Genomic DNA, 12,155 nt, shown 5'->3' with positions numbered 1-12,155 from the left:
TCGGGCATCGGCGCAACACCGCACCTCTCCACTCTGGCACGGCTCCGTTACTTGAATCATTCCAGAGTCTGTGCTTGGGTGACGACATGCCCACCATCCCCGCCCCTGCGACGCGCCCCGAGACGCCCGACGTCCGCGCGCTGCGGGACGCGGGCCTGCGTGTGACCGCCCCGCGCCTCGCCGTGCTGGCCGCAGTGTCCCAGCACCCCCACGCCGACGCCGACACGGTGCTCAGCGTCGCCCGGGCACAGCTCGGCTCGGTCTCGGTCCAGGCGGTCTACGACGTCCTGCACGCGCTGACCCGCGCCGGGCTCCTGAACCAGATCGAACCAGCCGGCCACCCCGCCCGGTTCGAGCGCCGCGTCGGCGACAACCACCACCACGTCGTGTGCCGCACCTGCGGCGCCGTCGCGGACGTGGACTGCGCGACCGGGCACGCCCCGTGCCTCATCCCTGCCAACGACCACGGCTTCAGCATCGAGACCGCCGAGGTCCTTTACTGGGGCACGTGCCCCGGCTGCCGGGCGGCAGCGACGTCGTCGGCCACCTGAGCGACACCGCCCCCACGCTCGTGGGCCACGGCCCATGCACCATCCCCGCAACAGAAGGAAGTCCCCTGTGACCGAGAACTTCACCACCTCCCAGACCGGAGCGCCGATCCCGTCGGACCAGCACTCGCTGACGACCGGTCCGGACGGCGTCACCGCCCTCCACGACCGCTTCCTCGTCGAGAAGCTCGCGTCGTTCAACCGGGAGCGTGTGCCGGAGCGCAACCCGCACGCGAAGGGTGGCGGCGCGTTCGGCCGGTTCGTGGTGACCGACGACGTCTCCCGCTTCACCAAGGCCGCGGTCTTCCAGCCCGGCGCCGAGGTCGAGACGCTCCTGCGCTTCTCGTCGGTCGCGGGTGAGCAGGGCTCCCCCGACACGTGGCGCGACGTGCGCGGGTTCTCGCTGCGGTTCTACACGACCGAGGGCAACTACGACATCGTCGGGAACAACACCCCGGTGTTCTTCATCCGCGACGCGATCAAGTTCCCGGACTTCATCCACTCGCAGAAGCGCCTGGGCGCCTCGGGCCTGCGCGACGCCGACATGCAGTGGGACTTCTGGACGCTGTCCCCCGAGTCCGCACACCAGGTCACCTACGTCATGGGCGACCGCGGACTGCCCCGCTCGTGGCGGCACATGAACGGCTACGGCTCGCACACCTTCTCCTGGATGAACGAGGCCGGGGAGAAGTTCTGGGTGCAGTACCACTTCAAGTCCCGCCAGGGTGTCGAGGCCATGTCGAGCGAGGAGGCCGAGAAGCTGGCCGGCTCCGACGCCGACTACTACCGCCGCGACCTGTTCGAGGCCATCGAGCGCGGCGAAAACCCCGTGTGGGACCTCTTCGTCCAGGTGATGCCGTACGAGGAGGGCAAGACGTACCGCTTCAACCCGTTCGACATCACCAAGGTCTGGTCGCACGCGGACTACCCGCTGATCAAGGTCGGCGAGCTCACCCTCGATCGCAACCCGGAGAACTTCTTCGCGGAGATCGAGCAGGCGGCGTTCTCCCCGTCGAACCTCGTGCCCGGGATCGGGATCTCCCCCGACAAGATGCTCATGGGCCGGGTCTTCGCCTACCCGGACGCCCAGCGGTACCGCATCGGCGCGAACTACAACCAGCTGCCGGTGAACATGCCGCACGCGGCCGAGGTGCGCAACTACCAGCACGAGGGGCAGATGCGCTACCACTTCTCGTCGGCCACCACGCCGGTGACCGCAGGCAACTCGGTCGGCGGTCCGGCGGCGGACCAGAACCGCGCCGGCGAGGTCGGCTGGGAGTCGGACGGCGAGCTCGTGCGCGCCGCGCAGACCCTGCGCTCCGAGGACGGCGACTTCAACCAGGCCGGCACGCTGTACCGCGAGGTGTTCGACGACGCCGCCCGCGAGCGGTTCATCGAGACGCTCGTCGGGCAGGGCTCCGGGATCACGGTCCCCGAGGTGCGCGAGCGCTTCTTCTGGTACTGGGGCCAGGTCGACGCGGGTCTCGCCGCGCGCCTGCGCGCTGGCATCGCGGCCGGCGAGAAGTCGGACGGCGCCGAGGCCGAGCCCGTCGGGGTCGGCCCCGCGAGCTGATCGCTCCCGCGCGCCACGGAAACGCCGACGGCGGTCGGACCCACGGGTCCGGCCGCCGTCGGCGTTCGCGCGCGCGTGGGCGACAATGAGTCCATGACATCTCCCGACCAGCCCGTCGACTCCCAGCAGGCCGTCCGTGACATCGCGGACGTCGCCGCCGTCGAGGTCATCACCACCGCCGCCGTGCACCTGATGTCGGCGGCGGCCGTCAAGTGCGGCCTCGCCGAGGGCGAGGAGGAGCTCATGGACCTCGACGAGGCCCGCAAGCTCATCAACGCGCTGGCCGCGCTCGTCGTCACGTCGGCGCCGGACATCGGCAACCAGCACGCGCGCTCGCTCCGCGACGGGCTGCGCAGCCTCCAGCTCGCGTTCCGCGAGGCGAGCGTGATCCCGGACGCCCCCGGCGAGGGCCCGGGCGAGAAGCTCACCGGCTACGTGAGCTGAGCGCCCCCTCCCCCGCGGGGCGACCATACCGTCAGGCCGGGCTGCTCTCAGGCCCGGCCCACCCGCAGCTCGAGCGAGTCGACGCGTTCGCTCACGACATCGATCGCCGCGAGCCGCGCGTTGACGTCCGCAAGGACGGCGTCGAGCCCCGGTCGGTCGAGACCGGGATCGAGCCCGAGCACGACGGCGAGCTCCGACGTGCGTCCGGGCGCGGTGCCGACGCGTCCCACGTGCGGGACCCCCGTCAGCGCGGCGACGATCGCGAGGTGCACCTGCGGGTCGACGACGCCCCCGGCGCCTACGGCAGGCACCCAGGTGCGGTCGCGCGCGATCGCCCAGACGGCCGGTCGGGGGACGAGAGCCGTCACGGGTCCTGCCGGGTCGATCACGAGCAGCGCCCAGTCCTCGGACACGGCCGAGAGCGCGGCGCGGGTCGCCATGGCCGGCACCGGACGGGCGTCTGCGCGCCACGCGGCCATGGCGGCGACGGACGTGAACACGGGTAGTGCGCGGCGGCCGTCGGGCGCCTCGAGCGCGACGACGCCCGCCGACGCCTCCTTGTCCGCGACGATGCCGTCGACGCCGGCGCCGGCCGCCTCGAGCTCCGCGAGGATCGGGATGAGCACGCGTGCTGGAGCGAGCGCGTGCACGACCCGCTCGAGGCTCCCGACGTCGTCGGTCACGTAGGCCCCGAGCGCGGCCTCCAGCGCGGGATCGGCCGAGCCGTCGTCGCCCGCGAAGGGGTTCGACTTCAGGTCCCGCCCCTCCCACGGCGTCCCGGCGGAGTCGGTCGGGCCCGTCACGGGCGACCAGCGACGTCAAGCGCCTCCGGGAGCGTGAACGCGCCCGCGTAGAGCGCCTTGCCGACAATCGTGCCCTCGATGCCCTCGCCGACGAGCTCGCGGAGCACGCGCAGGTCGTCGAGGCTCGAGATGCCACCGGACGCGACGACCGGGGCGTCGGTGCGCGACGCGACCTCGCGGAGCAGCTCCACGTTGGGTCCGCGCAGCGTGCCGTCCTTCGTCACGTCGGTCACGACGTAGCGCGAGCAGCCCGCCGCGTCGAGGCGCGCGAGAACCTCCCAGAGGTCGCCGCCCTCCTGCGTCCATCCGCGGGCGGCGAGCGTCGTGCCGCGCACGTCGAGCCCGACGGCGATCGCGTCGCCGTGCTCGGCGATCACCTTGGCAGTCCACTCGGGGTTCTCGAGCGCCGCCGTGCCGAGGTTGACGCGCGCGCACCCGGTGGCGAGCGCCCGCTCGAGCGACGCGTCGTCGCGGATACCACCGCTCAGCTCGACGGCGACGTCCAGCCGGCCGACGACGTCCGCGAGCAGCTCTGCGTTGGAACCGCGCCCAAACGCGGCGTCGAGGTCCACCAGGTGCACCCACTCGGCGCCACCGGACTGCCAGTCCAGCGCAGCGGTGAGCGGGTCACCGTAGGACGTCTCCGATCCGGCCTCGCCCTGGACGAGACGGACCGCCTGGCCGTCCGCGACATCGACGGCGGGCAGGAGGACGAGACGATCAGCCATGGGGGTTCCTTCCGTTCGGCCGCGCGCGGCAGCCGGGTGCGAGTGTGCTGGGAGGTCAGGAGAGCGAGCCGAGCCAGTTGCGCAGCAGCTGCGCCCCGGCGTCCCCGGACTTCTCGGGGTGGAACTGCGTCGCGGACAGCGGGCCGTTCTCCACGGCGGCGACGAACCGCCCGCCGTGGTCGGACCACGTCACCAAGGGCGGGGCGAAGCGGGTGTCCGACGGTTCGTCCTGCCCGAGCGTGAACGAGCGCGCCGCGTAGGAGTGCACGAAGTAGAACCGCTCGTCCTCGAGGCCGTCGAACAGCACGGACCCCGCAGGGACGTCGACCGTGTCCCAGCCCATGTGCGGCACGACGGGCGCCTCGAGGCGGTCGACGACGCCCGGCCACTGGCCGAGGCCCTCGGCGTGGTCACCGTGCTCGTCGCCCGCGTCGAACATCACCTGCATGCCGACGCAGATGCCCAGGACGGGGCGCCCGCCCGCGAGGCGACGCTCGACGATCTGGTCGCCTCGCACGGCGCGAAGACCGTCCATCACGGCCGCGAACGCACCGACGCCAGGGACGACCAGACCGGCGGCGTTCTCGGCCCGGGCACGGTCCGACGTGAGCTCGACCGAGGCGCCCGCACGTTCCAGGGCACGCACCGCCGACCGGACGTTCCCGAACCCGTAGTCGAGGACGACGACGTCGGGCGCGCTCACGAGGACCGTCGCATCTTCCGGGCGAAGCCGCCCAGCAGCCGGGCCGCCTTGAGCCGCGAGATGCCGTCGGTCGGCAGCACGTCCGGCATGTCGGCGAGGCTGGTCGCACCGAGCAGGAGGTCCTCGAGCTCCGCGGGGGCGCCGTCGAGCACGAGGCCCGCCGGGAGGTCGTCCCCGCGCGCGCCGTCCTGGAACCGCGCGGCCGTGAGCTGGCCCTCGCGTCGCTCGACGAGGATCGCGGGGACGCCGCGCACCACCTGGGAGACCGCCGCGGCGTCGCGCGCGGGGGCGCCGCCGGTGAGCTCGCGGCACACGAGCACGGCGCCGACTGACGTGGCGAACACGTCGCCGGAGACCTTGGCGAGCGCGCACGCCGCCGCCAGCGGCTCCGCGCCGGCGACCTGAGTCAGCACGACCGCGAGCGTCGGCGTGCTCGCGGTCTCGCCGCCGAACGGGCTCAGACCGGACAGGTCGTCCGGGATCTCGAAACCGCTCAGGTCGTCGGCGCCGTCAGCGGTCTGGTCCGGGTTCACAGTGCTCCCTTGGTCGACGGGATGCCCTGCACGCGCGGGTCGCGGGCCACGGCGAACCGCAGGGCGCGCGCGAGCGCCTTGAACTGGGCCTCGACGATGTGGTGCGGGTCGCGGCCGGCGAGGACCTCGACGTGCAGGCAGATGCTGGCGTGGTGGGCGATCGACTCGAGCACGTGGCGCGTGAGCGACCCCGTGAAGTGGCCACCGATCAGGTGGTACTCCTGGCCCGCGGGCTCCCCGGAGTGCACGAGGTACGGCCGGCCGGAGACGTCGACGACGGCGCGTGCGAGCGCCTCGTCGAGCGGGACCAGGGCGTCACCGAACCGGGAGATCCCCGACTTGTCACCGAGCGCCTCCCGCAGGGCCTGCCCGAGGCAGATGGCCACGTCCTCGACGGTGTGGTGCGCGTCGATGTGCGTGTCGCCGGTCGCGCGCACGGTGAGGTCGATGAGCGAGTGCTTGCCGAGCGCCGTGAGCATGTGGTCGTAGAACGGGACCGACGTCGACACGTCCGTCCGGCCGGTGCCGTCCAGGTCGATCTCGACGAGGACGCTCGACTCTGACGTCGCGCGCTCGATCCGAGCCGTGCGCGGGCCGCTGACTTCGCTCACAGGGCTACCTCCACCAGGGCTGCCCGGAAGGCAGCCATCTCCTGCGGCGTCCCGATCGAGACCCGCAGCCATCCGTCGGGACCAGTCTCCCGTATCAGCACCCCGCGATCCAGCAGGCCCTGCCAGACGGCGTGACGGTCGGCGAACGTGCCGAACAGCACGAAGTTCGCGTCCGACTCCGCAACGACCAGGGGTGCGCCGTCGACCGTCTGCTGCTGCAGCCAGGTCACCGTGGCGTCGCGCTCGGCGCGCAGCGCGTCCACCTGCGCGAGGAGCTCGTCGGCGTGCGCGAGGGCCGCGAGCGCCGTCGCCTGCGTCACGCCCGACAGGTGGTAGGGCAGCCGCACGACGCGCAGCGCGTCGACCAGTCGCGGGTGGGCGGCCAGGTAGCCCAGGCGGGCGCCCGCGAGGGCGAAGGCCTTGGACATGGTGCGGCTCACGGCGAGATTGGTGAACCGCTCGAGCAGACGCAGGGCCGAGGGCACGCCGGCGCGCCGGAATTCCCCGTAGGCCTCGTCCACGACGACGACCGCGGGGGCGCCGTCGACGTCGACGCGCAGCGCCGCCTCGCACACCGCCTCGACGAGCTCGAGGCTGAGCGAGGTGCCCGTGGGGTTGTTCGGGCTCGTGAGGAGGATCACCGACGGCTGGTGCGCGGCGATCGTCTCGAGCGCGTGGTCGAGGTCGATCGTGAAGTCCGTCTCGCGCTTCCCGGTGACCCAGCGGGTGTGGGTGTCGCGGGCGTACTCGGGGTACATCGAGTAGGTCGGGGCGAACGACAGCGCCGTGCGACCAGGGCCACCGAACGCCTGCAGCAGGTGCAGCATGACCTCGTTGGAGCCGTTCGCGGCCCAGACCTGGTCGGCGGCCACGGCGACGCCCGACTCGCGGGTCAGGTAGCCCGCGAGCGCCCCCCGCAGCTGCGGGAAGTCGCGGTCCGGGTACCGGTTGAGGCCCGACGCCGCCGCCGCGACGCGCGCGGCGATCTCCGCGACCACGGCGGGCGAGGGCCCGTAAGGGTTCTCGTTGACGTTGAGCAGCACAGGCACGTCCAGCTGGGGCGCGCCGTACGGTTCGATGCCGCGCAGCTCGGGACGCAGCGGCAGGAGCGGTTCACGTGTCACCCGCGAGAGTCTAGGCGTCGGGCACGCACGGCTGCCGCGCCGCTCACCGGTCGGGCATCAGGCGGTGCGACGCGACCCCGGCTCTCCCGGCAGGTGCTCCGGCCCCGGGCCGTGCGCCGCCGGGACGAACGGCTCGTGCACCTCGATCGGCTCGAGCGCCCCGTAGTAGGCGCACTGCGCCGGGTAGTAGTCCTCCCACGCGGGCATCGCCTCGCCGGCGAGCGCTGCGGCGAGCCGGTCGAGGTAGTACTCCCAGCCGGGGCCGATGTCGCTGACGACCTCGTCGTCGTGCACCCGCATCACGAAGCGCAGGTGCGTGCGGGCGCTGCCCTGCGGGGCGAGCTCGACGCCGACCCGCCACACCACACGGTCCGAGGCGAACGTCACCCGGAGCGACTCCACCGGCAGGCACTCCTCGACGAGGGCCTCGACCGGCTCGGTGCTCTCGCCCTCGGCGGTCATCTGGAACATGACCGTCTGGCCGGCCCCGGGGGTCCCCCACCAGGTGCCGATCCACGCCTGGAGCTCGTCCGGCCGGGTGAGCGCCTCCCACACGTCCGTCGCGCCGTGGTCGAGATCGCGCTCGATCACGAGCCGACGGTACGCGCCGCAGTCCTCGAGCCGCCCCACCGGGGTCTTGGTGCTGGGTGTCTGTGCGTCCATGGTGACGCCCCCTCCTGTCGCTCGTCACTCGATCGTCGCACCGCGCGGGCGGAAATACCAGACATACCGGTCGGCGTTGGCGGGGCGGAGGCGGGACCGTCCACGCCCGGGCGGACCGTGTCCGGCGCAGCGCGTAGCCTCGCCGGATGACGTCGACACCCATCTCACCGACACGTGCGGGCGCGTCCCGCGACCGCGCCGAGGAGCTGCTCCGTGCGCTCGTCGGCTCCCCTGACGCTCGCCTGCGCGAGGACCAGTGGCACGCGATCGACGCGCTCGTCTCCGCGTCGCGACGGGTGCTCGTCGTCCAGCGCACGGGCTGGGGGAAGTCCGCGGTGTACTTCGTCGCGACCGCGCTGCTGCGCGAACAGGGAGCAGGTCCCACCGTGATCGTGTCACCGCTGCTCGCGCTCATGCGCGACCAGGTCGCCGCCGCCCAGCGCGCGGGCGTGCGCGCCGTCACCATCAACTCGGCGAACGTGACCGAGTGGGACCAGATCAACGCTGCGATCGCTGCGGGAGAGGTCGACGTCCTGCTGTGCTCCCCCGAGCGACTGACCAACCCGGACTTCCGCGACCTCGTGCTGCCCCGGCTCGCGGCGAGCGCAGGACTGATCGTCGTCGACGAGGCACACTGCATCTCCGACTGGGGGCACGACTTCCGCCCCGATTACCGCCGCATCCGCACCCTCCTGGAGGGACTGCCGCCCCACACTCCGGTCCTCGCGACGACCGCGACCGCGAACGAGCGGGTCACGCGCGACGTCGCCGAACAGCTCGCGATGGCGGACGACACCGCACCCCTGGTGCTGCGCGGCGCCCTCGACCGCGAGTCGCTGCAGCTGGCCGTGCTCCCCGTGACGAACCCCGCGACGCGGGTGGCCTGGCTCACCGCGATGCTCGCCACCGTCGACGGCTCCGGCATCGTCTACTGCCTGACTGTCGCGGCGGCCGAGCAAGTCGCCGCGCACCTGCGGGCCGCCGGTCACGACGTGCACGCGTACACCGGACGCACCGAGCCCGCCGAGCGGGAGCGGCTCGAGGCCGACCTCAAGGACAACGCCCTCAAGGCTCTCGTCGCCACGTCCGCCCTCGGCATGGGGTTCGACAAGCCGGACCTCGCCTTCGTCGTGCACCTCGGCGCGCCGGGTTCGCCCGTGTCCTACTACCAGCAGGTCGGCCGTGCCGGGCGCGGGGTCGCTCGCGCGCTCGCCGTGCTCGTGCCCGGTGAGGAGGACGAGCGCATCTGGGAGTACTTCGGCGCGCTCGGCTTCCCCTCGGAGTCCCAGGTGCGTGCCGTGCTCCGCGCGCTGGACGGAGGCGGTGTGCACTCCCTCGCCGCACTCGAGACGAGCGTCGACCTACGCCGCTCGCGCCTGGAGATGATGCTCAAGGTCCTCGATGTCGACGGCGCCGTCCGCCGCGTGCGCGGGGGCTGGGAGGCGACGGGCCAGCCCTGGAGCTACGACGCGGAACGCTATGCCCGGGTCGACGCGGCGCGGCTGCACGAGCAGCGCACGATGCTCGAGTACGAGCAGACCTCGAGCTGCCGCATGGCGTTCCTGCGCGCCACGCTCGACGACCCGGGCCTCGCCCCGGACTGGCGCTGCGGCCGTTGCGACCGGTGCACGACCGTCGACCTGCCGGCCCTGCCCACCGGCGAGCAGGTCACCGCGGTCCGCGAGCAGCTCGACCAGCCGGGCATCGAGGTCGCCGCCCGGCGCATGTGGCCGAGCGGCATGGCGACGCTCGGGGTGTCCTTGTCGGGCCGGATCCCGGCGACGGAGCAGGCGGCACCTGGTCGGGCGATCGCCCGGCTCGACGGGCTCGGGTGGTCGGGACCGCTGCGGGACCTGCTCACTGGACCCGACGGCGAGCTGCCGGTCCCCCTGCGCCATGCGGCGGCGCAGGTGCTCGACGACTGGCAGCCCGGCGTCGACGCCCTCGTCGCCGTCGCGTCGCAAGGCCGCCCACGCCTCGTGGCGCACCTCGCCGACGGGCTCGGGCGCTACCTCGGCGTTCCCGTCAGCGGCTACGTGGTGCCCACAGGTGACGCCGGTCGCCACGACGTGAACTCGGCCACCCGCCTCGCCGGCGTCGCGCGCCGACTGCACCTCGCCGGTGACCATGCGGCGGTCGCCGGGCGTCGCGTCCTGCTCGTCGACGACGTCACCGACTCCGGCTGGACGCTCACCGTCGCGGCGCGGCTGCTGCGGCTCGCCGGGGCCGCCGAGGTGCTCCCGTTCGTCCTCGCCGTGCGCTGACGCCGGGCACTCCACGAGGCCGGTGTGCCCGGAACCGCGTCGGGCTTGGCGCGGCTCCTGGGCGTCCTCGGACGCGGCTCCCTCGGGTGCTCAGACCCCGCGGGCGCGGATCGCCTCGCCGTGCGCCGGGAGGTCCTCGGCGTCGGCGAACGCGACGATCTGGTCCGCGATCACCGCGAGCGCAGGCTGGTCGTACTCGATGACCTGGACGGCCCGCACGTAGGTGTGCACGCCGAGCCCGCTCGAGAAGTGGGCGCACCCCCCGGTGGGCAGCACGTGGTTCGACCCGGCCATGTAGTCGCCCAGGGGCACGGGCGAGTACGGACCGACGAAGATCGCCCCGGCGCTCGTCACCTGGTCGGCCACCTGGGCAGCGTCACGCGTCTGGATCTCGAGGTGCTCGGCTCCGTAGGCGTTGACGACCGCCAGCCCCTGGGCGAGGTCGTCCACCAGGACGATCGCCGACTGCGGGCCGCCGAGCGCAGTACGGACGCGCTCGACGTGCTTGGTCGCCGCCGCGCGCGCAGTCACTCGCCCCTCGACGGCGTCCGCGAGCGCGAGCGAGTCCGTCACCAGGACCGACGCCGCGAGCGGATCGTGCTCCGCCTGGCTCAGCAGGTCCGCCGCCACGTGGTCAGGATCGGCCGTGTCGTCGGCGAGGACCGCGATCTCGGTGGGCCCAGCCTCGGAGTCGATGCCCACGACCCCGCGCACCAGCCGCTTGGCCGCCGCGACGAAGACGTTCCCGGGCCCGGTGACGACGTCGACGGGGTCGCACAGGTGGTCGCCGTCCTGGGGCTCGGAACCCAGCGCCCCGTAGGCGAACATCGCGACCGCCTGGGCACCGCCGACCGCGTAGACCTCGTCCACCCCGAGCAGCGCGCACGCCGCGAGGATCGTCGGGTTGGGCAGCCCGCCGTTGCTGGCCTGCGGGGGCGACGCGACGGCGAGCCCACCGACACCGGCCTCCTGGGCGGCCACGACGTTCATGATCACCGACGACGGGTACACCGCCAGGCCGCCCGGCGCGTACAGCCCCACGCGGCGGACCGGGATCCAGCGCTGACGCACCGTCGCGCCCGGCGCCACCTCGACGACGAAGTCCGCGGGCCGCTGGGCCGCGTGCACGGTCCGCACGCGCGAGATCGACTCCTCGAGGGCCGAGCGCAGCGCGGGCTCGAGCGCGTCGAGGGCCGCCTGCATCGCCGCCGCCGGGACCCGCAGGTGCTCGGGGCGCACGCCGTCGAACTTCTCCCCGTAGGACCGCAGCGCAGCGGCGCCCTCGACGCGCACCGCCTCGAGGATCGGCGCCACGAGATGCGTGGCGTCCTCGACGCCGAGCTCGGGGCGCGGCAGGACGGTCAGCAGGTCACGGGCAGACAGGGCGCGACCGCGGAGGTCGAGGCGAGTGATCACAGGGGCGAGTCTAGCGAGCACCGGCAGTCCTCGATGGGCGAGACTGGGGGCGTGAACATCGTGCCGATCAAGGACGCAAGCATCCGCCTGGGGCAGTTCCTCAAGCTCGCCGACCTCGCCGAGTCGGGCGCGCAGGCCGCCGAGCTCGTCGCCGACGGTGAGGTCGCGGTCAACGGTGAGACCGAGACCCGCCGGGGACGCCAGCTCGTCGCCGGCGACGTCGTCGTCGTCTCCGCGCCGCACGGGGACCGCACGGCCCAGGTGGGCGCTGCGGGCTGAGCCCTGCGCCAGCGGCTTCGGGCCCAGCGGTTCGGGACCAGCGCCAGCCGCGACGCGCTCAGCGCGCCATGTAGGACGAGCTCATCACCTTGTCCACGGTGAGGACCAGGACAGCGCGCTCGGGGTTCTCCTCCAGCTGGCGGTAGCGCCGGGCGTAGCGGCGGACGGCCTCGGCGACCTCGTCCGCCGCGGTCCGCAGCTCGATGGTGCCCTCGAGCGTCATCCAGCGGCCCCCATCGACCTGGCACACGGCCGCCCGCGGCCGCTCCCCCGCCGGTCCCAGGCGCTGGGCGTTGCGCGCCTTCACGGCCGTCACCTTGGTGGTGATCCGCACCACCCCGGCGTCGGGGTCCCACGTGAAGCCCACGGGCACGACGTGCGGAGAGCCGTCGGCCCGCAGCGTGCTCAGGGTGGCGAGGTGGCGTTCAGTCACGAAGACGTGCTGCTCGGGCGTCAGATGGATCAC

The 12,155-nt window shown here is 73.3% G+C and carries 14 protein-coding genes; 5 read left to right on the top strand and 9 right to left on the bottom strand.

What is annotated here, in order from left to right; all coding sequences use genetic code 11:
- The first annotated feature begins 86 nt into the window (after window positions 1-86).
- The 3 genes from BMZ30_RS04885 (at window position 87) to BMZ30_RS04875 (ending at window position 2,565) form a co-directional block, all read left to right on the top strand.
- Window positions 87-551 (top strand): Fur family transcriptional regulator, encoded by a 465-nt coding sequence (locus BMZ30_RS04885; protein WP_093375532.1) that lies wholly within the window; start codon window positions 87-89, stop codon window positions 549-551.
- A gap of 67 nt (window positions 552-618) precedes the next feature.
- Entirely contained in the window at window positions 619-2,121 is a 1,503-nt protein-coding gene (locus BMZ30_RS04880; protein WP_093375530.1) for a catalase, read from the top strand.
- Between the two features lie 93 nt (window positions 2,122-2,214).
- Window positions 2,215-2,565 carry a DUF1844 domain-containing protein gene (locus tag BMZ30_RS04875; protein WP_093375528.1) on the top strand — a complete coding sequence of 117 codons (351 nt, stop codon included), beginning with the start codon at window positions 2,215-2,217 and terminating at the stop codon, window positions 2,563-2,565.
- A gap of 47 nt (window positions 2,566-2,612) precedes the next feature.
- Here the strand turns inward: BMZ30_RS04875 and BMZ30_RS04870 are convergent, their stop codons facing one another.
- The 7 genes from BMZ30_RS04870 to BMZ30_RS04840 are packed head-to-tail and all read right to left on the bottom strand — an operon-like array spanning window position 2,613 to window position 7,730.
- Window positions 2,613-3,368: an SseB family protein gene (locus BMZ30_RS04870; protein ID WP_093375526.1), complete on the bottom strand. Its 756-nt coding sequence runs from the start codon at window positions 3,366-3,368 to the stop codon at window positions 2,613-2,615.
- Entirely contained in the window at window positions 3,365-4,096 is a 732-nt protein-coding gene (gene priA / locus BMZ30_RS04865) for a bifunctional 1-(5-phosphoribosyl)-5-((5-phosphoribosylamino)methylideneamino)imidazole-4-carboxamide isomerase/phosphoribosylanthranilate isomerase PriA (protein ID WP_093375524.1), read from the bottom strand. Before priA ends, BMZ30_RS04870 begins: the two co-directional genes overlap by 4 nt.
- A 55-nt stretch (window positions 4,097-4,151) precedes the next feature.
- The gene (hisH, locus tag BMZ30_RS04860; RefSeq protein WP_093375522.1) at window positions 4,152-4,799 is read right to left on the bottom strand and encodes an imidazole glycerol phosphate synthase subunit HisH; all 648 of its coding nucleotides are present in this window, start codon (window positions 4,797-4,799) and stop codon (window positions 4,152-4,154) included.
- Window positions 4,796-5,332, bottom strand: a complete 537-nt coding sequence (locus tag BMZ30_RS04855) for a hypothetical protein (RefSeq protein WP_093375520.1) — start codon at window positions 5,330-5,332, stop codon at window positions 4,796-4,798. The genes hisH and BMZ30_RS04855 overlap by 4 nt, the downstream gene beginning before the upstream one ends.
- Window positions 5,329-5,943, bottom strand: a complete 615-nt coding sequence (gene hisB, locus BMZ30_RS04850) for an imidazoleglycerol-phosphate dehydratase HisB (RefSeq protein WP_093375518.1) — start codon at window positions 5,941-5,943, stop codon at window positions 5,329-5,331. The genes BMZ30_RS04855 and hisB overlap by 4 nt, the downstream gene beginning before the upstream one ends.
- Window positions 5,940-7,067, bottom strand: a complete 1,128-nt coding sequence (locus tag BMZ30_RS04845) for a histidinol-phosphate transaminase (protein WP_093375516.1) — start codon at window positions 7,065-7,067, stop codon at window positions 5,940-5,942. The genes hisB and BMZ30_RS04845 overlap by 4 nt, the downstream gene beginning before the upstream one ends.
- A gap of 57 nt (window positions 7,068-7,124) precedes the next feature.
- Entirely contained in the window at window positions 7,125-7,730 is a 606-nt protein-coding gene (locus BMZ30_RS04840) for an SRPBCC domain-containing protein (RefSeq protein WP_093375514.1), read from the bottom strand.
- Window positions 7,731-7,876: 146 nt separating this feature from the next.
- Here BMZ30_RS04840 and BMZ30_RS04835 point away from each other — a divergent pair, with 146 nt between their 5' ends.
- Window positions 7,877-9,994: a RecQ family ATP-dependent DNA helicase gene (locus BMZ30_RS04835; RefSeq protein ID WP_093375512.1), complete on the top strand. Its 2,118-nt coding sequence runs from the start codon at window positions 7,877-7,879 to the stop codon at window positions 9,992-9,994.
- 90 nt (window positions 9,995-10,084) lie between these two features.
- Here the strand turns inward: BMZ30_RS04835 and hisD are convergent, their stop codons facing one another.
- Entirely contained in the window at window positions 10,085-11,410 is a 1,326-nt protein-coding gene (hisD, locus tag BMZ30_RS04830; RefSeq protein ID WP_093375510.1) for a histidinol dehydrogenase, read from the bottom strand.
- A gap of 33 nt (window positions 11,411-11,443) precedes the next feature.
- Here hisD and BMZ30_RS04825 point away from each other — a divergent pair, with 33 nt between their 5' ends.
- Window positions 11,444-11,689 (top strand): RNA-binding S4 domain-containing protein, encoded by a 246-nt coding sequence (locus tag BMZ30_RS04825; RefSeq protein ID WP_093375508.1) that lies wholly within the window; start codon window positions 11,444-11,446, stop codon window positions 11,687-11,689.
- A gap of 58 nt (window positions 11,690-11,747) precedes the next feature.
- Here the strand turns inward: BMZ30_RS04825 and BMZ30_RS04820 are convergent, their stop codons facing one another.
- Window positions 11,748-12,155, bottom strand: coding sequence for a TIGR03618 family F420-dependent PPOX class oxidoreductase (locus tag BMZ30_RS04820; protein ID WP_093375506.1), 408 nt, complete (start codon window positions 12,153-12,155; stop codon window positions 11,748-11,750).

Source organism: Flavimobilis marinus, from assembly GCF_900113055.1.
In the GTDB taxonomy this organism is placed as follows: Bacteria; Actinomycetota; Actinomycetes; order Actinomycetales; family Cellulomonadaceae; genus Flavimobilis; species Flavimobilis marinus.
This window is presented reverse-complemented; position numbering and strand designations above follow the sequence as displayed.